At 70.4% G+C, this 23,441-nt stretch carries 17 protein-coding genes; 8 read left to right on the forward strand and 9 right to left on the reverse strand.

Annotation, left to right across the window (positions count from 1 at the left end; translation table 11 throughout):
- Positions 1-102 precede the first annotated feature (102 nt).
- Positions 103-657: a DUF924 family protein gene (locus tag LY625_RS10310; protein ID WP_233740121.1), complete on the forward strand. Its 555-nt coding sequence runs from the start codon at positions 103-105 to the stop codon at positions 655-657.
- Here LY625_RS10310 and grxD read toward each other — a convergent pair whose 3' ends face one another.
- Complete coding sequence (gene grxD, locus LY625_RS10315) at positions 658-1,593, reverse strand: Grx4 family monothiol glutaredoxin (protein WP_233740122.1); 936 nt, start codon at positions 1,591-1,593, stop codon at positions 658-660.
- Positions 1,594-1,666: 73 nt separating this feature from the next.
- On the opposite strand from grxD, the gene LY625_RS10320 reads away from it, so the two are divergent.
- The gene (locus tag LY625_RS10320) at positions 1,667-2,443 is read left to right on the forward strand and encodes a polysaccharide deacetylase family protein (protein WP_233740123.1); all 777 of its coding nucleotides are present in this window, start codon (positions 1,667-1,669) and stop codon (positions 2,441-2,443) included.
- Here LY625_RS10320 and LY625_RS10325 read toward each other — a convergent pair.
- The 3 genes from LY625_RS10325 to LY625_RS10335 are packed head-to-tail and all read right to left on the reverse strand — an operon-like array spanning position 2,416 to position 5,060.
- Positions 2,416-3,165 (reverse strand): methyltransferase domain-containing protein, encoded by a 750-nt coding sequence (locus LY625_RS10325; RefSeq protein ID WP_233740124.1) that lies wholly within the window; start codon positions 3,163-3,165, stop codon positions 2,416-2,418. The genes LY625_RS10320 and LY625_RS10325 overlap by 28 nt on opposite strands.
- Positions 3,162-3,791, reverse strand: a complete 630-nt coding sequence (locus LY625_RS10330) for an SGNH/GDSL hydrolase family protein (protein WP_233740125.1) — start codon at positions 3,789-3,791, stop codon at positions 3,162-3,164. Before LY625_RS10330 ends, LY625_RS10325 begins: the two co-directional genes overlap by 4 nt.
- Before the next feature lie 12 nt (positions 3,792-3,803).
- Complete coding sequence (locus LY625_RS10335) at positions 3,804-5,060, reverse strand: aminotransferase class I/II-fold pyridoxal phosphate-dependent enzyme (protein WP_233740247.1); 1,257 nt, start codon at positions 5,058-5,060, stop codon at positions 3,804-3,806.
- A 105-nt stretch (positions 5,061-5,165) separates the two neighbouring features.
- Between LY625_RS10335 and rsgA the strand changes: the two genes are divergently transcribed.
- Both rsgA and LY625_RS10345 read left to right on the forward strand, forming a co-directional pair.
- The gene (rsgA, locus tag LY625_RS10340; protein WP_343223482.1) at positions 5,166-6,218 is read left to right on the forward strand and encodes a ribosome small subunit-dependent GTPase A; all 1,053 of its coding nucleotides are present in this window, start codon (positions 5,166-5,168) and stop codon (positions 6,216-6,218) included.
- Positions 6,219-6,338: 120 nt separating this feature from the next.
- Positions 6,339-7,598: a flavohemoglobin expression-modulating QEGLA motif protein gene (locus tag LY625_RS10345; RefSeq protein WP_233740126.1), complete on the forward strand. Its 1,260-nt coding sequence runs from the start codon at positions 6,339-6,341 to the stop codon at positions 7,596-7,598.
- A gap of 12 nt (positions 7,599-7,610) precedes the next feature.
- On the opposite strand, the gene LY625_RS10350 is transcribed toward LY625_RS10345, so the two are convergent.
- The 3 genes from LY625_RS10350 to LY625_RS10360 are packed head-to-tail and all read right to left on the reverse strand — an operon-like array spanning position 7,611 to position 11,555.
- Positions 7,611-8,546, reverse strand: a complete 936-nt coding sequence (locus LY625_RS10350; RefSeq protein WP_233740127.1) for a LysR family transcriptional regulator — start codon at positions 8,544-8,546, stop codon at positions 7,611-7,613.
- Between the two features lie 17 nt (positions 8,547-8,563).
- Positions 8,564-9,817 (reverse strand): FAD-dependent oxidoreductase, encoded by a 1,254-nt coding sequence (locus LY625_RS10355; RefSeq protein WP_233740128.1) that lies wholly within the window; start codon positions 9,815-9,817, stop codon positions 8,564-8,566.
- Complete coding sequence (locus LY625_RS10360) at positions 9,792-11,555, reverse strand: gamma-glutamyltransferase family protein (RefSeq protein ID WP_233740248.1); 1,764 nt, start codon at positions 11,553-11,555, stop codon at positions 9,792-9,794. Before LY625_RS10360 ends, LY625_RS10355 begins: the two co-directional genes overlap by 26 nt.
- 235 nt (positions 11,556-11,790) lie before the next feature.
- Between LY625_RS10360 and ggt the strand changes: the two genes are divergently transcribed.
- From ggt to LY625_RS10375, 3 genes are all read left to right on the forward strand, one after another.
- Positions 11,791-13,521 carry a gamma-glutamyltransferase gene (gene ggt / locus LY625_RS10365; RefSeq protein WP_233740129.1) on the forward strand — a complete coding sequence of 577 codons (1,731 nt, stop codon included), beginning with the start codon at positions 11,791-11,793 and terminating at the stop codon, positions 13,519-13,521.
- A gap of 87 nt (positions 13,522-13,608) precedes the next feature.
- Positions 13,609-16,740: a TonB-dependent receptor gene (locus LY625_RS10370; RefSeq protein ID WP_233740130.1), complete on the forward strand. Its 3,132-nt coding sequence runs from the start codon at positions 13,609-13,611 to the stop codon at positions 16,738-16,740.
- Between the two features lie 66 nt (positions 16,741-16,806).
- Positions 16,807-17,967: a serine hydrolase domain-containing protein gene (locus LY625_RS10375; protein ID WP_233740131.1), complete on the forward strand. Its 1,161-nt coding sequence runs from the start codon at positions 16,807-16,809 to the stop codon at positions 17,965-17,967.
- Here LY625_RS10375 and gltS read toward each other — a convergent pair.
- Positions 17,951-19,147, reverse strand: a complete 1,197-nt coding sequence (gene gltS / locus LY625_RS10380) for a sodium/glutamate symporter (protein WP_233740132.1) — start codon at positions 19,145-19,147, stop codon at positions 17,951-17,953. The two genes, LY625_RS10375 and gltS, sit on opposite strands and share 17 nt — an antisense overlap.
- A gap of 18 nt (positions 19,148-19,165) precedes the next feature.
- Positions 19,166-20,824, reverse strand: coding sequence for an amidohydrolase family protein (locus LY625_RS10385; protein ID WP_233740133.1), 1,659 nt, complete (start codon positions 20,822-20,824; stop codon positions 19,166-19,168).
- 304 nt (positions 20,825-21,128) lie between these two features.
- On the opposite strand from LY625_RS10385, the gene LY625_RS10390 reads away from it, so the two are divergent.
- On the forward strand, positions 21,129-23,411 hold the full coding sequence (locus LY625_RS10390; protein ID WP_233740134.1) for an NADP-dependent malic enzyme: 2,283 nt from the start codon (positions 21,129-21,131) through the stop codon (positions 23,409-23,411).
- Positions 23,412-23,441: the final 30 nt, after the last annotated feature.

Genomic DNA, 23,441 nt, shown 5'->3' on the forward strand with positions numbered 1-23,441 from the left:
CCCGGAGGGGTGCCAAGCCAACCGACGGCATGGGGCGTGGCGGTTGACCTTGCCTTGTCGGGCGGCTGCTACCGTGGCCGTCCCCGATACAGGAGCACGGACATGAGCGGGACCGGGATCGTCAGCGCCGCCGAGGTCGTGGAGTTCTGGCGCCAGGCCGGTGCGGAAAAGTGGTTCCGCGGCGGGCCGGACTTCGACGCCCTGTGCCGCGAGCGCCTGCTGGCCACCCACATGGCGGCTTCGCGGGCGGAACTGGCCGACTGGGAGGCCGACGCCGGGGGCTCGCTGGCGCTGGTGCTGCTGCTGGACCAGATCCCGCGCAACGTCTTCCGCGGCAGTGCCCATGCCTACGCGACCGATCCACTGGCGCGCGCGGTGGCCGAGCGGGCGATCGGCCACGGCCACGACATGCAGGCCGAGCCGGGCCTGCGCTTCTTCTACTACCTGCCGTTCACCCACTCCGAGGCACTGCTGGACCAGCAGCGTGCGGTCGAGCTGCACCGCGCGCTGGAAGGGCCGGACGCCGACAAGTGGGCCGTCCACCACCACGGGATCATCGAGCGCTTCGGCCGTTTCCCGCACCGCAACGCGTTGTTCGGGCGCGCCAGCACGCCGGTCGAGCAGGCGTGGCTGGAGGAGGGCGGGTTCCGGGGGTAATCAATACCGCGGAATGCTGCTGTCCACGTCCTGCGCCCAGGCATCGATGCCGCCGGCGACGTTGTAGACCCGGGTGAAACCCAGGCCGCGGAAATGCTCGGCCGCCGAGCCGCTGCGCTGGCCGCTGTGGCACAGGAAGGCGATCTCGGTGTCCTTCGGCAGCTTCTCCAGCTCGGCGGCGCCACCGCCCTCGCGGTCCAGGGTGCGGAACGGCACGTTGACCGAGGCCTGCCCGCGCTCGCTGGCCGGACGCACGTCCACCAGCACCAGCTCGCCGGCCCCGGCCTTCCGTGCGGCCTCGGCGGGCGCCAGCGGCTTGACCTTCGGCGGGGCATTGGGGTTCTCGATCACCAGCCCGCGGCCGCGCTCATCGTCGACCCAGTCGATCGACAGCCCGCGCGCGCGCTGGGCGCTGGCCAGGTCGAACTGCACCTTCAGGCCGGCCGCCTCGCTGGTGATCGCCGAAGGGTCCACCGGGGCCAGCTGCAGGCGGGCGTTGTAGCGCGGGTCGATGTCGACCTGGAGCACGTAGCCCTCGCCGGCATTGTCGATCGACTGGCGCAGCATCTCCGCGGCCGCCTCGCCGATGGTGATCGCCGGCGGGGTACGGTCGGGGGCGGGCACGCCCAGCGCGCTGTACAGCTCGCCGGAGTTGGCCATCTGCTCGATGATGTCGCTGCCGCCGACCAGCTCGCCCTGGATGTAGAGCTGCGGGATGGTCGGCCACTGGCCAAAGGCCTTGATGCCTTCGCGGATGTCCTGGTCGGCCAGCACGTTGACGTGGGCGTACTCCACGCCGGTGGCGCCCAGTGCGCCGACCGCCTTGGCCGAGAAGCCGCACTGCGGCGCGCCCGGCTCACCCTTCATGAACAGGACGACGCGGTTGTCGTTCAGGAGGCTTTCGATGCGCGAGCGCAGGGCGGGGTCGAGCTGCATGGCAATGGATCCGTCACACGTGGGGAAGCCGGCAGTGTAACGAGCGCATGCTGAGGCTGGCATGATCCAGGTCATGGCCCCTCCCGACCTGCACCGCCCGCCGCGTCGCCCGCATGCGTGGCTGCCGGTCGCGGCCGCCTCGCAGCTGCTGGTGGGGCTGGCGTGGTGGCAGTGGGGCTGGCCGGCCGGCGTGGCGCTGCTGCTGGCCACCCACGGGGTGTTCTTCTGGGGGGTGATGAAGCCCGGCTCGCGGCTGTTCGCGCCCGTGCTGACGCGCCTGCCCACGCGCGAGCCCGTCGTCTGGCTGACCATCGACGATGGCCCGTCGGATGACACCGGGCCGATCCTGGACCTGCTCGATGCCCACGCTGCGAAGGCGACTTTCTTCCTGGTCGGCGAGCGCGCCGCGCGGCGGCCGGAGCTGGTGCGCGAGATCGTCCGCCGTGGCCACGAGGTCGGCAACCACAGCCAGCGGCACCCGCAGGCCTGGTTCTGGGCGCTGGGGCCGCGCCGGATGCGCCGCGAGGTGGCCGAAGCGCAAGGCGTGCTGACCGCGCTGGCCGGCACCCCGCCGCGGTGGTTCCGGGCGGTGGTCGGCATGGCCAATCCGTTCCTGGCCGCGCCGTTGCGCGAGCACGGGCTGGCGCGGGTGGCCTGGAGTGCACGTGGATTCGACGCGCTGGAGCCGGAGCCGCGGAAGGTCGTGGCGCGGATCGGGCGCGACCTGCGGCCGGGCGCGATCGTGCTGCTGCACGAAGGTGCGGGACACGGGCGCAATGTCGAGGTCCTGGGATTGCTGCTGGAGCGGGTGGCGGAGCTTGGCTACCGGTGTGTGGTGCCGGAGCCGTGAGGCCTGGCCACGACCAGCCAGTTGTTGAACGGCGTGCGCCCGTACAACGGCGTGAACCGGCTCTCCAGTCCCGCGGCGTCAAAGCTCGCGCGCAGCAGGTCCGGGTCCGGATAGCGGCCGGGCGCCGTGCCCATCCAGCCCACCACGCGTGAGAACACGTCCACCGCGCGGGTGATCCGGGCGCGCCGGCTGCCATCGGCCAGGCCGGTGCGGATCACCAGCCGGGAGCCGGGCACGAGCAGGCCGGTCACCTTCTCCAGCAGCCGCTGCTGTGCCGTTGCCGGCATGAATTGCAGCACGTCGAGCAACGCGACGTTGCCGCGGTGGCCGAGGCTGGCCAGGTCGAATGCGGGGTCGGCGAGGTCCCGCGCCTCGAGCACCACCTCATGCAGGCCGGCGCGGCCGGCGGCCCGCCGCCCGCGCTGGATCTTGGCCGCGTCCAGGTCGATGCCGTGGTAGGCCATCTGCTGGCCGTCGGCGCGCAGCGCGTGCGCCAGCAGGCCCAGGCCGCAGCCCAGGTCGAGCACCGGCGCACCGCTTCCGCGCAATGCTTCGCAGACCCCGGGATAGAGCGGGTCGCTGGCGAGTTTGGCGCGGGTGTAGTGCAGGTCCCAGCGGTTGCCATACCAGCGCTCGGGCGCGAATGCGGCGGAAATGCTGCGCACGCGGTCCGGCGGCACCGGGCGGGTGATGCCGGGCTCCGGCCCCGCCGCCACGCTCATCCGGCCAGCAGCCTGCGCGCGACCGGCAGGGCCCGCTCGACCCACAGCGCGTACATCGCCGCCGAAGGGTGCAGGCCGTCGTCGACCCGCATCGATCCATCGGCGCCCTGCTCGCGGCTGATGCCGGTGATGTCGACGAAGGCCGCCCCGTGCTCGTTGCACAGTTCGGCGGCGACCGCGTTGTATTCGTCGATTTCGGCGGCGACCGTGGCCGCCTCGCGCCCCTGCTGCGTGGCGAACGGGGTGACGCCCCAGTCCGGGATCGACAGCACCAGCACCCGCGACGGGGCGTCTCCAGCCAGCCGGATCGCCCGCCGCAGCAGTTCGTGGAACTCGCCGCGGTAATCGACGGCGCTGCGCCCGCGGTACTGGTTGTTGACCCCGATCAGCAGCGAGACGAAGTCGTACCGCCCCAGCGGCGGGGTCGCGAGGTCCATCGCGGTGGACAGCTCGTCGGTGGTCCAGCCGGTGGTCGCCAGGGTGCGCGGGAACTCCAGCGGAATGCCTTCCCCGCGCAGGGCGAGGGTGAGGCGCACCGGCCAGCGATCGGCGGACGCGATGCCCTCGCCGATGGTGTAGCTGTCGCCCAGGGCGAGATAGGTCAGGGCGTGCGGGTCGGTGGCCATGTCGGGCTCCTGTCAGGCGACCGCGCCGCGGCGGCGTGCGCCGGCAGCGGTCGCGGCGCGGCGGGCGAGCACCCGGTCGATGCGCGCGAAGACCTCGCGCAGCACGTCGGGCTCGGGCAGCAGGGTGACGCGGAAATGGTCGCGCCAAGTGACGTTGAAGCTGGAACCGGGAACCACCAGCACCCCCTCGCTGTCCAGCAGCTCCAGGGCAAAGGCGTGGTCGTCGAAACCCTCTGCCGCGGCGCCCACCACCCGCGGGAAGGCATACAGCGCGGCGGCGGGCGCCACCAGCTCCAGGTGTCCGCTGGCGGCGACCGACTCGATGACCGCGCGCCGCGCCTCGTGCAGCCGCCCACCGGGCGCGCACAGCGGGGCGATGGTGTCCTCGCCGTGCAGCGCGGCGCCGATGGCGAACTGGCCCGGCACGTTCGCGCACAGCCGCAACGCGCCCAGCAGGTCCATGGCGTGGTGGAAGCCGCCGGTGGCCACCGGGTCGCCGGACAGCACCGCCCAGCCGATCCGCCAGCCGCAGGCGCGGTGGACCTTGCTCAGCCCGCCCAGCGACAGGCACGGCACGTCGCCGGCCAGGGGGGCGAGCGGCTGGAACGGCGCGCCGTCGTACAGGATCGAGTCGTAGATCTCGTCGGCCATCAGCAACAGGCCGTTGCGGGCGGCGATGGCGACGATGCGCTCCAGCAGCGCCCGCGGGTAGCTGGCGCCGGTCGGGTTGTTCGGGTTGATCAGCACGATCGCGCGGGTGCGCGCGGTGAGCTTCGCCTCGATCTCGTCGGGGTCGGGCAGGAAGCCGTGGTCGGGGCGGCAGCCGTAGTACACCGGCACCCCGTCATTGAGGATCGTCGCCGCGGACCATAGCGGGTAGTCCGGCGAGGGCAGCAGCACCTCGTCGCCGGGGTCGAGCAGGGCGCGCAGCGACAGGTCGATCAGCTCGCTCACCCCGTTGCCGACGAAGACCCGCTCCGGGCTGGCGTTGGGCGTGCCGCGGGTGCGGTGGAAGGCGGCGATCGCCTCGCGCGCGGCCGGCAGCCCCTGCTGGTGGGTGTACGGGTCGGCCTGGGCGATGTTGCCGGCCACCGCCTGCTGCAGGTGGGCCGGCGCCCGGAACCCGAATGCCCCCGGATTGCCGATGTTGAGCTTGATCAGGCTGCGGCCGGCCGCCTCGAGCTCGCGGGCGCGGCGGGCAAGTTCGCCGCGGATCTCGTAGCGGACCTCGGACAGGCGGGTGCGGGTCTTCAGGATCGGAGCGGACACGGCAGTGCGGCGCAGGGGCAAGGCCGCCAGCCTATCGAAATGCAGGCGCTGCGTGGGCGGCCGCGGATAGAATCCGGCCATGGACTCCGGCATGCCACCCCGCACATGAGTGATCCCCGCGCCCTGCAGGTGATCGGCTGGCCCCTGGACGAGCAGGGACGACCCGCGGTCACGCAGTGGCGCGAGTGCCTCCAGGACCATCCGGGGGCGCGGCCGGCCCGGGTGGTCGAGCAGCACCGCAGCGGTTACGTGGTGGCCGACGGGCCGGAAAACAGCTTTCCGGTGGAGTCGCCGCCGGAATGGCAGCGCCCGCCCAGCTACCGCAAGGGCGGCATCCCGCCGGAGGCGCGCGCGGCGGTGGGCGACTGGGTGCTGGTGGAGCGCTCCGGCGACGTCATCCAGATCGTCGCCCTGCTGCCGCGCCACAGCGCGATCAAGCGTGCCGCGGCCGGCGAGCACTACCGCCAGCAACTGATCGCCGCCAACGTCGACACCGTGTTCGTGGTCTGTGGCCTGGATGCGGACTTCAACCCGCGCCGCATCGAGCGCTACCTGCTGCTGGTCAAGGGCAGCGGCGCGCAGGCGGTGGTGGTGCTGACCAAGGCCGATCGCGCCGGGGACGTGCCCGGCGCGGTGGCCACGATCGCCGGGCTGGCCAGTGCCGACATCCCGGTGCGCGCGATCAACGCCCGCGATCCCGACAGCGTCGCCGCCCTGCGGCCGTGGCTGCAGCCGGGCCGCACCGTGGTGGTGGTGGGCAGCTCGGGGGCCGGCAAGTCCACGCTCACCAACACCCTGCTGGGCAGCGACCGGATGAAGACCGCCGAGGTGCGGCAGACGGACTCGCGCGGACGCCACACCACCACCCACCGCGCGCTGTTCCCGCTGCCCGGTGGCGCCTGCCTGATCGACACCCCCGGCATGCGCGAACTCAAGCCGACCGGCGAAGAGGACGTCGCCGACAACTTCGCCGACATCGAGGCGCTGACCTTGGCCTGCCGCTTCCGCGACTGCCGGCACCTGAAGGAACCCGGCTGCGCGGTACTCGCGGCGGTCACCGCCGGCGAGCTGGACCCGCAGCGGCTGGCCAACTACCGCAAGCTGGGCGGCGAAGTCGCCGGCGCGGCCGCCAGCCTGGCCGGCCGCAGGGGGCAATAGCCGCAGGCGTATTGCGGCGGATGCCCGGTTTGTGCCGCCGTGTGCCATCCGGCGCACTACGTCGCTTTGCGGCTATTGCGCCTTACCAGGTGTGGACACGGGGCCGGGTAGGGTCCGCCCATGCCGCACGCCACGCCCGACATCGCCCATCACGCCACGCTCGATGCGCGGCTGGTCGAGGCCGCCTCGGGCATCAAGCTGCTGACCCTGGCCAGCTGGCCTTCGGAGGTCGTCGGCGGGTTCCTCGCCGACCAGCGCCGTGGCGTCACCCGGATGCCCGAGGTGGCGTACCCCCGGCACGACTTCACCGCCGAACGGCGCGAGCTTGCGGCGATTGCCTCGGAAGCCGACCCGGACCACCCGCTGGGCCAGTACCTGGTCGAGTCCGCGCGCAGCTGGGATACCGCCGCGCGGCTGTGCGAATGCCTCGGGACCGACAGCGCGACCGGCCTGTCGATCGAGCTGTACGGGCATCCGGAGTCGCCGCTGCCGGGCCAGGGCCCCGGCGTGCGCTGGGCCGCGCGCAAGTTCATCGCGGTGGCCGACGAGCTCGATCGCGAACTGGTATCGCCGGCCGAACAGTGGCCGGTGTCCGCCACCGCGCTGGCCCTGCAACTGCAGCGTGACCTGGACGAGTTCTTCAACGACCGGGTCATCGAGGTGGTGCTGGATCCCGGCCTGGTGGCCAAGGCCGCCGCCGGGGCAACCCGCATCCGCCTGCGCACCGGTGCGGCCTTCACCGAGTACGACCGCCACCAGCTGCGCGAGCACGAGGCCTTCGTGCATTCCATCACCGCGCTCAACGGCGGTGCGCAGCCGGTGCTGGGCAGCCTGGGCCTGTCCTCTCCGCGGGTCACCGCGACCCAGGAGGGGTTGGCGACCTTCGCCGAGCAGGCCACCGGCACCCTCGACATCGAACGCATCAAGCGGCTCAGCCTGCGGGTGGAGGCGGTGGCGATGGCGCTGGACGGCGCCGACTTCATCGACGTGTTCCGCTACTTCCTCGACGCCGGGCAGGCGCCGGAGGAGGGCGCGGCCTCGGCGCAGCGGGTGTTCCGCGGGGTGCCGGTGGGCGGCGGGGCGGCCTTCACCAAGGACACCGTGTACCTGCGCGGGCTGGTCGGGGTGCACACCTTCTACCGCTGGGCGCTGCGCACCCGGCAGCTGCGCCTGGGACGCTGGCTGTTCGCCGGCAAGATGACCCTGGGCGACGTGCAGCGCTTCGCACCGCTGTTCGAGGCCGGGGTGCTGCTGCCACCGCGCTGGATCCCGCCCTGGCTGGCGCGGGCCAACGGACTGGCCGGAATGCTGGCGTTCTCGCTGTTCGCCAACCGCATCCGACTGCAGGCGATCGACGACGCGGGGTTCCTGGATATCTGACTGGCCGCCGGTTCAGGCTTTCACGCGCGTGCACGGTGGCGGCGTGGTGGCATCGGTCCCGCGCCTGGCGGCGGCGAGCGATGTCCGGAAGTGCTGGAGGAACGCTTCGGCGGCATGGGACGGCGGCCGGTCTTCCAGGTACACGCACTCGATCTGGAACCGGATCGCTGGATCGAGTGGACGGAAGTCGAGTCCGGCCGTTGCGCTCGCGGTGGCGGTGAACTCGTCGACGATGCTCATGCCGGCCCCGCAGCGGGTGAGCGCCGCGGCCAGGTAATAGGTCTGGTTGGAAACCACCTCGCGGATGTCCACGCCGTGCTGTTCCAGCTCCCGTTCCAGCAGGTCGCTGATCGGGCCGCTGTTGGCCAGCCCGACCATGTCGCGGCCGGTCAGCCGGCCAAGCGCTACCCGTTCGCCCGGATTGGGGAATGCCGTCTTCTCGAACAGCAGCATGAGCTCTCCGGTCCCCAGCCGACGGCGCTGGATACGCGGGTGCATGGGCGGGGTATAGGCGAGGGCGATGTCGCACTCGCGCTCGTACAGCGCCCTGAAGATGTCGTCGTGGTGCAGCGTCTGGACGTCGAAGGTGACCTGCGGGAACTGCTGGCGGCAGCGCGCGATGGCGTGCGGGGCGACGTGCAGCCCCAGCGATGGCACCACCGCCAGGCGCACATGGCCGCCGTCCATGTTGCGGATGTTGGCCACGGTCTTGCGCAGCGACCCCATGCGCTCGAAGATTTCCTTGACCTCCGCGAACAGCGCATGTGCCTCGTCGGTGGCCACCAGCCTCCCGCGGACCAGGGTGAACAGTTCGAAGCCCAGCTGGTTCTGGGCATGGTGGAGCACCTTGCTCACCGATGGCTGGGATACGTGGAGGGACCTGGCCGCGGCGCTGATAGAGCCGGTGGTGTAGACCGCATAGAAGACTTCGATGTGGCGCAGGCGCATCGCTAGAGGTTAGGCCATCACCCTCGGCCTGGCCACGGCGTGGTGCCCGCCTCGCCCAGCGCCAGGGCAACCGCGCGCTCGGCGCTGCCCATGGCCAGAGTCCAGCCGAGCATGCCGTGGCCGACGTTGCAGGTCAGGCCTTCGCGGGCGTTTGCGATGATCGGGACCGAGTCGGGCGTGGCAGGCCGGAGGCCGGCCCATCGGTGCAGGATGCGGGTGTAGTCGCCCGCGTCGGGCAGTGACTGCCGCGCCAGGTCCAGCATCTGCCCGAAACGGGCCGGGTCCACGGCCGGGTCCCAGTCGTTGATGTCGGCCAAGCCGGCGATCCGGAGCCGGTCGCCCAGGCGGCAGAACACGAGCTTGCGCGCGGTGTCGGTGATGCTGGTGGCGGGTGCCCGCGGGCCGCACGGAACAGTGAGGGAATGGCCCTTGATCGCCATCAGGGGCAGGCGGATGCCCAACGGCCGCAGCAGTGCCGCGCTGTCAATGCCGGCGCATACGATCAGCTTCCGGGCTTGGATCACCTCGCCCTCGCGCGAGGACAGCAGCCATTCGCCGGCGCTGCGCCGGATCGACTCGAGGCTGAAGCCGAACCGGGCCTGCAGCGGATACCGGCCGCGCATCGTGTCCAGGAGCCCGGCGGAGAAACGCCACGGATCGCCGACCGCCTCGTCCGGCGAGTACACCGCGCCGCGGATCCCCTCCACCTGCGCGAGTGCGGGTTCGACATCGCTGGCGGCCTCCGCGTCCAGCAGGACCTGCCGCACGCCATGGGCACGCTTGAGCTCCACCATCTTCGCGCCGGCGCGAAGCGCGGCATCGTTGAAGTACAGGTGGAGCTTGCCGGCGACGTGGTGCTGGAAATCGATCGGATGGCGTTCGAGCAGTGCCTGCATCGCCTGCCGCGAGTCGCGCGCCAGGGCGAGCGTATGCAGCGTGTTGCGGCGCAAGCGGGAGCCATTGGCGTTGGCCAGCAGGGACAGCCCCCAGCGCCAGATCGCCGGGTGCCCGTTGAGCCGGAGGCGGAACGCCGGGTCGCTGCCGGCCAGCAGGCCCGGGATCTGCTTCCACAGCGACGGACCTGCCATCGCATCGGTGTACGCGTAGCTGAGCTGGGCCCCGTTGGCGTACGAAGCGCCCAGTCCCGGCCCCTCGGCGCGGTCCACCAGTTCCACCGACAGGCCACGCCGGACGGCGGCCCAGGCGGTCGCCACGCCGACCACGCCGGCGCCTACGACGGTGATGTCACAGGGTCGGGAGTGCGGAGCCATCGTCGCGGGTGGGGTTCGGGGGAGTGGTGGGAATGGCAACGCCCTCGCGGCGCGGGTCGGCCGCCCCGTGCAGGCGGCCGGAACGCAGCTGGACGCCATGCAGGCCGGAATCCTCGCCGCTGCCGGGCCGGACCCGCACGCCCAGTTCCTCCAGTGCCTGCCGCAGCGCTGGCGCGAGCGCGTCGGCTTCGCCGTCATGGCGTTCGCCGCGCGCCACCAGGTTGGGAAGCGCGATGGCCTGGTCCAGCGGCAGGTCCCAGAACAGCCAGCCGAGCAGGGTCTTGCCGATGTAGGCCGGGATCGCGTTGCCACCGGGCGAGCCGATCGCACCGGCAAAGTTGCCTTGCGGATCGAGCACGATCACCGGCGACATGGACGATCGCGGCCGCTTCCCCGGGGCAATCGCATTGGCGGCCGCGCCGCCCGGCTGCCAGGAGAAATCGGTGAGCTGGTTGTTGAGCAGCATTCCACCCACCACGCGGCCGGAGCCGAAGTACGATTCGATGGTGGTGGTCATGGACACTGCGTTGCCTTCGCCGTCCACCACCACGAAGTGGCTGGTGCCGGCCGGCTCGGCGGTGTCGTCGCCGGCATTGGCGGGGGCTCCCGCGGGCACGCCGGGGGAAACCGCCCCGGCGGCGGCGCGCTCGCCGAGCAGGCGCCGGCGGCTGTCGAGATAGTCCGGATTGAGCATGCCCTCGATCGGCACCTCCACGAAATCCGGGTCGCCCACGTAGTGGTCGCGATCGGCGTACATCAGCCGGCTGGCCTCGGCGAAGGTCAGCCAGGCCAGCGGGTCGTCGGGCGAGCGTCCGGCGATGTCGGTGCCTTCAAGCAGCAACAGCAGCTGCAGCAACCCGACCCCGCTGGAGGGTGGTGGCGGCACGCACACCACGTGGGCTCGGATGGTCCGGCACAGCGGCCGCACCTTTTCCGCCCGGTAGCCGGCGAGATCCTCCGCGCGCATCGGCGAAGGCCCCGGCGGCTCCTGGATACGCCCCAGCAGGGCCTCGGCAAGCGGTCCGGTCTGCAGGGCGGCGGCGCCACGGGTGGCGACCTCCTGCAGGCTGCGTGCATAGGCGGGGTTGCGCATGACCTCGCCGATCCGCAGCGGCTGGCCACCGGGCCCCGAGAAGAGCCTGGCCACGTCCGGTGCAGAGGCCTGCGGAAAGTTTCCGACGATGTGCCGGTGCAGGCGCGGAGTGACGCTGAAGCCGGTGGTGGCCGTTTCCGCCGCTGCCGAGAACAGCGTCGACCATGGAAGCCGGCCATGGTCGGCGTGCGCGGCCTCCAGCGCCGGCAGCACGCCCGGAACCCCGGTGGCGCGCCCGCTGAGCATGGCCTCCGAACGCGGTAACGGATCTCCGGCGGAATCCAGGAACAGGGCGGCGTCGGCGCCGGAGGGCGCCCGTTCGCGGCCGAGGTAGGCATCGACTTGGCCGTCGCGTGCCCGGTAATGGAGCAGGAACGCTCCCCCGGCCAATCCCGAACTCTGCGGCTCCACCAGGCCGAGCATGGCCTGCACCGCGATGGCGGCATCGATCGCACTCCCGCCGCCCTGCAGCACGTCCACGCCTGCGCGTGTGGCAAGCGGGTGCGCACTGCTCACCATTCCGCCGCCGCCGGACGATGGAGCCGGCGGATCCTCCCGCAAGCGGGCTGGCGAACACGCTGCAAGCAGCGCGCCGGCAAGCGTCGCCAGCACCGCGAATGCGCGTGCCCGGCGCCGGATATGCATGGACAACAGGCCGTCTCCCGCAAGTGGGTGGGTGCAGTTTCCGGCAACAGGCCGGCCGGTGCGCAAAGCCTAAACCGCGGCCGCGGGAGCGGACCTCATTTTGATTCCAGCGGGCACAACCTGCGGTTATGGGGCGCCATAACCGCAGGGTATGTGCTGCCCCAGCATTGATGGGGGGCACCCGGCGGGGATTTATGCATGGTGGTGGGCGACCGTTGCCCTGGGAGGAGGAAGCATGGTCTGGAGCGTTGCACGCAGGGGTGCCGTGCTTGTTGCCGGCTGTCTTTTTGCACTGTCGCTGGCCGCGCCGGCGCAGACCCGCCAGCTGCTCAACTACGAAGCCATCCACAAGCCGGAGGTGGGCAGCGCCGGCATGGTGGTCAGCCAGAACGAGGCGGCCAGCAGGGCCGGTGCCCAGGTCCTGCGCGACGGCGGCAATGCCGTCGATGCCGCCGTGGCGACCGCCTTCGTGCTGGCCGTGACCCTGCCGCGGGCGGGCAACATCGGCGGGGACGGGTTCATGTTGATCCACCTGGCCGACGGGGATCGCTACACCGCCATCGACTACCGTTCGGCGGCACCGGCGCTGGCGACCCTGGACGCCTATGTTGGCGCTGACGGTGGGCTCGACGGCCATTCCGCGGGCATCCGTGCGGCGGGCGTGCCGGGCACCGTGGCCGGCCTCGCGCTGGCCCATGAAAAGTACGGCCGCCTGCCCTGGAAGCGGTTGCTGGAGCCGGCGATCGAGATGGCCGGGCAGGGAATCGTGCTGACCGCCGACGAGGCGTTCGCGTTGGACTGGGGCCGGGAGCGGCTGGCGCGCAGCGCGGCGGGGGCCGCGGTGTTCCTGCGTCCCGGCGGGGAAGCGTTGGGCGCGGGCGAGCGGCTGGTGCAGCCCGACCTGGCCTGGACGCTGCGCCGCATCGCGGAGCATGGCGCCCGGGATTTCTATCGCGGGCAGATCGCCGACCGCCTCGACGCAGGCATGCGCGCTCACGGAGGATTGCTGCGCAAGCAGGACCTGGCGGGCTACCAGGCGATCGAGCGGCCGGCGCTGCGCAGCACCTACCGCGGCGTCGGGGTGGTGACGATGCCACCTGCCAGCGGTGGCGGGGCGGGCATCGTCGGGATCCTCAACGTGCTCGAGCATTTCGACCTGCCCTCGATGGGGGCCGGATCGGCCGACGCGCTGCACCTGTTCGCCGAGGCCAGCAAGCTGTCCTGGCGCGACCGGCTGGCGCATGTCGGTGATACCGGCTTTCACCCGGTGCCGTTGCGTGGCCTGGTCGACAAGCGGTATGCGGCCGAGCGCGCCGCCCTGGTGCGGATGGATCGCGCCAGCCCGGCGGCCGAAGTGGAAGCGGGGGATCCCTGGGCGCACGAGAGTCCCCAGACCACCCATTTCTCGGTCGTCGATGCCGACGGCAACGTGGTCAGCAACACCTACACCCTCGGCGCCGATTTCGGTTCGGGAGTGATGGTGGAGGGAACCGGGTTCCTGCTCGGGAACCTGATCGGCAACTTCTCGCTGCGCGCGCAGCTGGAGGCGCGGCGCGAGGGCGGCACCGCACCGCCCAATGCGCTGCAGCCCGGGCGGCGGCCGGTATCCAGCATGGCGCCGACGATGCTGGTGCGCGACGGCAAACCGTGGCTGGTGACGGGAAGCCCCGGCGGCAACACGATCCCCGGAACGATCGCGCAGACGGTCATCGACGTGGTCGATTTCGGCATGAATGTCGCCGAAGCCACGATGGCTCCGAGGGTGCACCAGCACATGTCCGGCGAAGGCGCGCTCCAGGTCGAGCGCGGCCTGAGCCCGGACACGCTGCGGCTCCTGGAGGGCCGCGGCCACGGCATTTCGTCCGGACAGACGATCGGCAGCACCCAGATGCTGCTGATCGGCCCTGGCCGGGTCGAGGGAGCGGCCGACCCCCGAAGGCCCGGGGCGGCGGCCATCGCGCAATAGCAACGGCAACGGCAGCGGTCGCTGGACGGCAGCGGTGTCCGGCGTGGCCATGACAAGGAACCGGATGGTTCGTGGGAGCAAAGACAGATGAAGACGTATCGGAAGACCGTACTCGCCATGGTCGTGGGCGCGACCCTTGCCGGCACGCCGGCTTTCGCGCAGACCCCGCCGGCGGTGGAGCCCGACGCCACCCGGCCGCCAGCGAACGATGATGCGCAGCCCCGGGCCGCGGACCGGGCCACCGGGCAGGATCCGGCCGGGCGCATGGCCGAGCTGGACCAGGTGGTCGTCGTCGGAAGCCGCTTTGCCGGCAACAACGAAGCGGGCATGGTCCCGGTCGCGGTGATGGACGAGGCGGAGATCGAGGCCACCGGGGCGGTGTCGGGCGAGGAGCTGCTGCGCAGCCTGCCGCAGGTGGGCGACATGATGTTCGACAACACGGACACGGCCGCCAACATCAATGCCGCGCGCGGCGACATCGGTTCGGTGAACCTGCGCAACCTGGGTACCGGCAACACCCTGCTGCTGGTCAATGGCAGGCGCATGGTCCCGCATCCGGGAACCCAGACGGAAAACCTGGTGCCGCGCCAGACCGCCAACATGAATGCGGTCCCGCTGTACGGGGTGCGGCAGATGGAGGTCCTGATGGGCGGCGCCTCGGCGCTGTACGGGTCGGATGCCGTGGCCGGCGTGCTGAACGTGGTGATGGATACCCATTTCCAGGGCTTGGAGGTGCAGGCTCAGTACGGAGGGTCGGAAGACATCGACCTGCGACAGGGCAACCTCAACTTCAAGGCCGGCAGCTGGTTCAACGATGGCCGCACGCGGGTCACCCTGCTGGGTGGCCACACCTACCGCTCCGAGGTGGCAGCCAGCGAACATCCACTCACCGCCGACATGGATCGCCGCGCGCTCCTGCAGGGGACGTCGCTCGAAGGGCATCTTTCGTTCGACGACCGCTACACCACCACTTCATGGGGCGCCTTCCAGACCGTGGGCGGGGTTCCCGTCGCAAGGGACGGCACGCCGCTCACCAGCGCCAGCGGCTACTTCAACATCCAGCCGCCGGAGCACCGCTGCGGGGTGGAACTTGATTCGGGCGTGTGCATGCAGACCGGCGGCTTCAACTCCAGCCTGGACCGTCCGCTGCGCTTCAATGCGCTCACCCAGCGCAACATCCTGGGCGGGGTGGGCAGGAGCAACCTGTTCGGAACGGTCGAACAGGACATCAATGACGATTTCGTCGCCTTCGGCGAAGTCAGCTATTACCAGGCGAAGTTCGAAAGCATGCGCGAACAGGCGGCGTCACTGGGCGCGGCGCCGATGATCGTGCCCGCGTCCAACTACTACAACCCGTTCGGCGCCATGTACCTGCCGGACGGGTCGCCCAACCCCAACCGCCTGCCCGGCATCGATGCACCGGAGGAAGGGCTGGACCTGCGGATCACGAGCTACCGTGCCACCGACACCTCGCGCCCGTACGAGGTCAACGATGACTCCTATCGGGTCCTGGGCGGAGTACGTGGCTACCTGGGCGGCTTCGACTGGGAAAGCGCGGTGCTGTACTCGCGTGCCACCACCGAGGACATCCAGCACGGCTCGATCAGCAACACGCTGTTCGCCGAGGCGCTGGCGCGCTCCGACCCGGGCGCCTACAACCCGTTCAACGGCGGCGACCCGGGTGACTGGACCGGCGTGGATGGCACCCCGAGCGATGCCGCGACGATCGCCGGCTTCACCGTGCCGGTGCGCCGGTACAGCACCGCCAGCCTGTTCCAGGTCGACTCCAGGTTCCTCCACGAGCAGATCTTCAGCCTGCCGGCTGGCGACGTGGGCCTGGCCTTCGGTGCGGAGTGGCGGCGGGAGAGCCTGTCGGACCAGCGTGATCCACGGCTGAATGGGGACATCACCTACACCAACCCGATGACCGGGGAGGTCACCAGTGACGTGTTGGGCGCCAGCCCGTCGGCGAGCAACTCCGGATCCCGGAACGTGGCCTCGTTCTATACCGAACTCGCGGTGCCGGTCGTCTCACCGCAGATGCAGGTGCCGCTGGTCCGCAGCCTTGACCTGCAGCTGGCCGGCCGCTGGGAGAAGTACTCCGACTTCGGCTGGGTCGCCAATCCGAAGGTCGCCCTGGCCTGGACGGTGACCGATGACTTCATGGTGCGCGGCAACTGGGCCCAGAGCTTCCTGGCACCCAACATCCTGCAGCTCTATGCCGATGGCGCCACCGTCAGCAACACCCGCACCGACTATTACGTATGCGAGGCCGACATCCGGGCCGGGCGGATCGAAAGCTTCTCGCAGTGCGGCCGCTCATCCAGTACCCAGGCGGAGCGCAGCGGCAACCGCGAGCTGCAACCGGAGACCTCCGATGCCTATTCGGTTGGTTTCGTCTTCCAGCCGACGTTCCTGCCCCAGGGTGCCGGCAAGCTGACCCTGACCGCGGACTACTGGGTGATCGAACAGGAGGACGTCATCGGCATCCTCGGCGAGCAGGCCCAGCTGGCACTGGACTACCTGGCGCGCATGCAGGGCTCGTCCAACCCGAACGTGATCAGGAACGATCCGGATGACACCAGGGTGGCGGACTTCGAGGGAACCGGGCTGGACCCGGTCGGTACGGTCAGCCTGGTGTACGACCGCTACATCAACCGGCTTCCCCGCACCACGCGCGGGATCGACTTCGGCCTGACCCAGCGTATTACCACTGACCACGCCGGCACGTTCAACCTCAGCGCCAACGCCTCGCGCCTGATCGAGCGCACCCAGGATCCGGTGCCCGACGAGCAGATGATCCTGGAGGCGCAGCAGGCCGGGATCATCAATGACGGGTTCCGCCTCAGCAGCGCCGGCAACCTGCTGGGCATCAACGGCTCGCCGGAGTGGCGGGCGACGTTCAACGCCTCGTGGCGCCAGGGCGACTGGCTCACCGGCACGCACGTGCGCTACGTGGGGCCATTCGAGACCACCGGTGTGCTGCACGACGACGGCAGCCGCATGCGGATCCCGAGCTGGACCACCGCCAACCTGTACCTGGAGCGCCGCTTCGAAGGGCTGGGCAACTTCCTCGACGGTTCCCGTGTCCGGCTCACGGTGCGCAACGTGGCCGATCGCGATCCGCCGATCTCGGGCACGGCGATCGGTTTCTACTCCTCGGTGCATAACGTGCTGGGGCGTGGCTACTACCTGACCTTGACCAAATCGTTTGACTGAGGCCGGCCACTGCACGGTGCCGGGCGGCGCATGCCGCCCGCCCGGCGGGCCGCCGAGGGGAGTGGAATGAAAAGAAGGAACCTCGCCAATCGTGTCCCTGCACCCTTCGCGGCCCTGCTGCTGGCGCTGTCGGCGCTGGTCCCTGCCTGGGCCGGGGAAATCGGGGAGAAGCTCGGCGCACTCATGGCAGAGCACGATGCCGTCGGCCTGGCCGTGGTGGTGGTCAGGGACAACGACCTGGTCTACCGCGACAGCCTGGGCTGGAAGGATCGGGAGGCGCGCCTGCCCCTCAAGGGGGACGACGTATTCCGGATCGCGTCCATATCCAAATCGTTCGCCGCCACTTCAGTGCTGCAGCTGGTCGAACAGGAAAAGCTGTCGCTGGATGACGATGTCGGCGGGCTGCTTGGATTCCCGGTCCGCAATCCCGGATTTCCCGAGCACGTGATCACCCTGCGGATGCTGCTGAACCACACCTCCTCGATCACCGACCGCCAGCAGTACGGCAGCCTGGACCTCATCAACCCGCAGGCCAGCGCAACCTGGACGGAAAGCTACTCCGCGCATGCCCCGGGGGACCACTACGAATACTCCAACCTGGGCTACAACATGGTCGGTGCGATCATCGAGCGGGCCTCGGGGCAGCGGTTCGACAGGTACGTGGGCGAGCACGTGCTCGAGCCCCTGGGGCTGTACGGTGGGCATTGGCCCGACGTGCTGGAGGCGGGTCGTTTCGCGCAGATCTACCGCTACCGCGTAGGCGAGGGCTTCGTGCGCTCGGAAGCCGCGTACGCGCTGCTGGGCGAGCGGCTGGACGACTACCGGCTGGGCTACAGCGCACCGCTGTTCTCCCCCACCGGCGGACTGAAGATCTCGGCGCCGGACCTCGCCCGGTACATGCTCATGCACATGAACCAGGGCGAGTGGGGCGGCGTGCGGATCATCAGCCCCGAACACGCTGCCCTGATGCAGTCCCCGACGACCCCGATCGACGGGGATGCCGGCTACGGCCTGGCCTTGCGCACCGACCGGAACCTGGTCCCCGGGGTCACCCTGACCGGCCATACCGGCTCTGCCTACGGGCTGTACAGCTCCATGTTCTTCGACCCCGAGCGCAAGTACGGCTTCATCGTGATCACCAACGGCGCCAGGGATCCAGGGATCCGGGAGGCGGTGAACCGGGCGCTGTACGAGCATTTCATCGCCCCGCTCAGCGCCAGAAATTGATGAACCCGGTGATGATCAGCGCGTTGGTGAAGTCGATGAAGAACGCCCCGACCAGCGGGGCCACCAGGAAGGCGCGCGGCGCGGTGCCGTAGCGTTCCACCAGTGCGCGCATCACCGCCATCGCGTTGGCGGTGGTGCCCAGCATGAAGCCGATGAAGCCGCCACCCATGACCGCTGCGTCGTAATCGCGCCCCATGACCCGGAAGACCACGACGCAGAACGCCACCACCGCGCCCACCTGCAATGCCAGGTTCAGCACCAGGGGCAGTGCCAGCCCAGCCAGCTCCCAAAGCTTGAGGTCCATCAGGGCCACCGACAGGAACAGCGCCAGGCACACGTTGCCGATCAGGTCGGTGGTGGACACCGGAAGGCCGACCCAGCCGGTCCAGTCATCCAGGTTGCGGATGGCCGCGCCCACCAGCATCGCACCCACGTAGGCGGGCAGGGTGATGCCGGTCGAGGAGATCAGGCCGCTGACCCATGCACCCAGCCACATGGCGATCAGCAGCGTCACGATGCTCTTGAGGGCGTTGAATTCCCGGACCGCCTCGGACGGGCCTGGAGAAATCGTCGTTTCGGGTTCCACCGCGGCCCGTGCCTGCGGCCGGGGATGGGACAGGTTGAAGCGGCGGATCAGCACCGTGATGGCCGGGCCGCCCACCAGCCCACCCAGCACGATGCCGGCCATCGCCGAAGCGACCGCGATCGATTCCGCGCCGCGTACCCCGGCTTCTTCGAACAGGGGCGCGAAAGCCAGCCCCGTGGCCGGCCCGCCGGTGAGGGTGGTCGAACCGGCCAGCACCCCGAACAGCGGATGCAGGTCGAAGCCCACCGCCACCGCCATCCCCAGCAGGTTCTGGAACACCGCGAAGCCGCTGGCCAGGCCCAGGAAGACCATCACCTGGGCGCCACTGATCTTCAGCAGCCTGAGGCTCGCGTTCATGCCGATCGTGGTGAAGAAGGCGACCATCAGCGGTGCCTGCAGGCCGGTGTCGAGCACGAACAGCGTGGTGTCCCGGGTGTGTGCGATCCACGCCACGATGGCGAAGACCAGTCCGCCGATCACCGGCGGCGGGAGGTTGTACCTGCCAAGCACCGGTATCCACCGGCACAGGCCGTAGCCCAGGAACAGGGCCACGCCCGCGAGGGCAAGGGTCTGTACCGCATCAAGTTGCAGCATCGATAGGAGCTCCTGTCGTCAATCGGGTGGCAACCGGGCCCGGTCGCAGGTGCCCGCGGGCGGGCGGTGGCGCAGGACGCGTCCCGGCAGCGCGTCCGCCGCGCTGCCCCGGTCGATCATGGCCACGCCATTGACGAACAGGTATTCCACGCCCCTGGACGGGACCGCCGGCTCCAGGTAGGAGGCCGCGGGGGCGTAGCGGGCAGGGTCGAACACCACCACGTCGGCGTAATATCCGCCGCGCAGGTAGCCGCGGTCCTCCAGGCCGAAGGTGGTGGCGCTGAGGCCGGTGGAGCGGTGGATGAACGCCTGCAGGTCGATCACCCCGTCTTCCACCACGTATCGGGCGTATTTTTCCGGGAAGGTGGCGTACTGGCGTGGATGCCCGTCGCCGCCGTCGGAGGCGGTCAGCATCCAAGGCTGCTGCATCAGCGCCTTCACGTCGTCCGCGTGCATGTTGAAGGAAGCGATCTTGCGTGCCGAGCCGCTGCCGTCCGGACCGCCATGGCGGATGATTCTCAGCGCCGCGTCCACCGGCTCCAGTTCCCACGCTTCGGACATCTGCGCCAGCGTCCTGCCGGACCATGGCCAGCCGTCGCCGATCATCAGCACCGCGCCCGCTCCGCCGCGGCGGCGCAGGTTCTCCCCCATCTCGCCGCGGATGCGGTTCGCGGTGGCCGGGTCGTCGAGCCGGGTGAGCAGCGCGTCGCGGCCGCCGTCCTGCGACCAGCGCGGCAGCAGGGCGGCCTCGATGCCGGTGGCCGAGGCCAGCCACGGGTACTGGTCGGCGGTCACCTGGAGGCCATCCGCACGCGCGCGATCGATGCGGTCGATGATCTTCCCTGCGCTTCCATGCACGTCCGTCCCAAGCGCCTTGAGGTGCGCGATGTGCACCGGAATCCGCGCCCGGCGGCCGATCTCGAGCACTTCCGCGATCGACCCCATCAGTCCGATCGAGTAGCTGGACTCGTCCCGCTGGTGGGTGTCGTAGACGCCGCCGCGCACTGCGGCCTCCGTGGCCAGCGCCACCACCTCGTCGGTGGTCGCGAAGCTCTGGGGCGCATAGAACAGGCCGGTGGAAAGACCCAGGGCGCCCTGGCACATCGCCTCGGCCACCAGGCGGCGCATCTGCTGCAGTTCCCCGTCGTCCGGCGCGCGGTCCGTGTTGCCGAGCACCCGGCGCCTCACCGGCCCCAACCCGACGTAGGCGGCGATATTCGTGCCCACCCCGTGGTCCTCGAACCACTCACGCTGCCCGGCGATGTCCGGCGTGCCGCCTCCGTCTACTCCGATGAAGATGGTGCTGACTCCCTGGTACAGCCACGGCAGGTTGCGCCGGACCCGCGGATCGGGGGAGCGGATGTGGCTGTAGGGATGGGTATGGGGATCGATGAAGCCCGGCGCCACGATCATCCCGCGCGCGTCGATGGTGCGCGCAGCCCGGTAGCGGCCTTCCAGGTCCTGGCCCACCTCGACGACCCGGTCCCCGGCGATCGCGATGTCGGCCGTGCGGGCGGGGTTGTCGCTGCCGTCGAACACGGTGCCGCCCGCAATCAGCAGGTCTGCCGTGCCGGCGGGCGGTGCAGGGTGCAGCCCGGAACAGGCGGTGAGCAACAGCGCGGCCGCCAGCAGGCCGGCGGGCTGGGCGGTTCGCGCGGGGCGGCGTGGACGGGACATCGGAGCCTCGCTGGTCGGGTATTGGCCACGGCCCGCAGGACGGCGGCCGGGCGCAGGTTCGTCCATCTTCATCGCTGCCGTGCGAGGTCACCATTGAAATAGGGCCAGTCCTGCATAGCCCGCGGCTATGTGTCGCGTTCGGCGGGGATGGACGCGCGGACCGGCCGGAGTCGTTGCCGCCCAGCCAAGGGCCATCACGGACGCGGGATTCCCGGATATCTGACTGTTGGCCCGGAACGGCACGCCCGGGATGGCGGGCGGCCGCTAGAATCGGGAGTTTCCGCCCCGCACGCCGCAGCCGTCCATGTCCAGCCCCGAAGACCTCAAGCAAGCCGCCCTCGACTACCACCGCCAGGCCCCGGCCGGGAAGATCCGGGTCACCGCGACCAAGGCGATGGTCACCCAGCGCGACCTGGCGCTGGCGTACTCGCCGGGCGTGGCCTATCCCTGCGAGGCGATCGTGGCGGACCCGGGCGCGGCCCGTGACTACACCGCCCGCGGCAACCTGGTGGCGGTAGTGTCCAACGGTACCGCGGTCCTTGGCCTGGGCGACATCGGGCCGCTGGCCAGCAAGCCGGTGATGGAAGGCAAGGGCGTGCTGTTCCAGAAGTTCGCCGGGATCGACGTGTTCGACATCGAGATCGACGAGCGCGATCCCGACAGGCTGGTCGACATCATCGCCAGCCTGGAGCCGACCTTCGGCGGCATCAACCTGGAGGACATCAAGGCCCCGGAATGCTTCATCGTCGAGCGCAAGCTGCGCGAGCGGATGAAGATTCCGGTGTTCCACGACGACCAGCACGGCACTGCGATCATCGTCGGCGCCGCGGTGCTCAACGCGCTGAAGGTCGCCGGCAAGGACATCGGCCAGGTGCGGGTGGCCACCACCGGCGCCGGCGCGGCGGGCATCGCCTGCCTGGACATGCTGGTCGCGCTGGGGGTGAACCCGGAGAACATCCTGGCCTTCGACCGCGAAGGAGTGATCCACAGCGGCCGGGCGGACCTGGACGAGGGCAAGGCCCGTTATGCCCGGGACACCGGCAAGCGCACGCTGGCGGAGATCGTCGAGGGCGCCGACGTGTTCCTGGGCCTGTCGGCCGGCGGCATCCTCAAGCCGGAGATGGTCGCCAGCATGGCCGGGCGGCCGATCATCCTGGCGCTGGCCAACCCGCACCCGGAGATCCTGCCCGAGGCCGCCAAGGCGGTGCGACCGGACGCGATCATCGCCACCGGCCGCTCGGACTACCCCAATCAGGTCAACAACGCGGTCTGCTTCCCGTACCTGTTCCGCGGTGCGCTGGATGTTGGTGCCACCGTGATCAACGAGGCGATGAAGCTCGCCTGCGTGCACGCCATCGCCGAGCTGGCGCAGAAGGAGGCCTCGGACCTGGGCGCCGCCTATGGCGGCGAGGTGCCGACCTTCGGCCCGGAGTACCTGATCCCGCGTCCGTTCGACCAGCGGCTGATGGTCGAGCTGTCGGCCGCGGTGGCCCAGGCGGCGATGGACTCGGGCGTGGCCAGCCGGCCGCTGGCCGACATGGACGGCTACCGCGAGCAGCTGCGCCAGTTCATCCACCGCACCGGGCTGGTGATGAAGCCGGTCTACGACCGTGCCCGCGCCGACCGCAAGCGGGTGGCCTACGCCGAGGGCGAGGAGCCCGTGGTGCTGCGGGCGGTCCAGACCGTGGTCGACGAGGGCCTGGCGCGGCCGATCCTGATCGGCCGCCCGGAAGTCATCAACGCCCGCATCGAGAAGCTCGGCCTGCGCCTGCGCGAGGGCGTGGACTTCGAGCTGACCAACATCAACGATGACCCGCGCTTCCCCGAGTACTGGCAGCAGTACCACGCACTGACCGAGCGCCGCGGGGTGACCATCGACGCGGCCAAGAACCTGGTGCGCTCGCGGCCGGCGCTGATCGCCGCGCTGATGGTCGAGCGCGGCGAGGCCGACGCGCTGATCTGCGGCATCGTCGGCCGCTTCCACAAGAAGCTGGGCTACCTGCGCAGCATCTTCGATTTCGACCGCGGAGTGACCGGCACCGCGGCGATGACCGGGGTGATCAACGATGCCGGGGCGTGGTTCTTCCTCGACACCCACGTGCAGTACGACCCGAGCGCCGAGCAGATCGCCGAGGCGACCATGCAGGCGTCCTACCGGCTGAAGCTGTTCGGGGTGGAGGCCAAGGTCGCGCTGCTGTCGCACTCCAACTTCGGCAGCCACGACAACCCGTCGGCGCAGAAGATGCGCCAGGTCCGCGAGATCCTCGCCCAGCGCTTCCCGAAGCTGGAGGTGGACGGCGAGATGATGGCCGACACCGCCTGGAACGATGCCCTGCGCCGCCGGGTCTTCCCCAACACCACGCTGTCGGGCCGGGCAAACCTGTTCGTGTTGCCCAACCTGGACGCGGCCAACATCACCTACAACATGTTCCGGGTGGCCACCGACGGCGTGGCGATCGGCCCGATCCTGATGGGCCTGGACAAGCCGGCGCACATCCTGACCCCCGACGCGACCTCGCGCCGCGTGGTCAACCTGACCGCCATCGCCGCCATGGACGCCCAGATCCGCGCCGCCCGCCGCGGGTGACGTCCAGGCCGTCATCCCGCGCACGCGGGC

This window comes from Lysobacter sp. GX 14042 (assembly GCF_021390425.1).
Lineage (GTDB): Bacteria > Pseudomonadota > Gammaproteobacteria > Xanthomonadales > Xanthomonadaceae > Novilysobacter.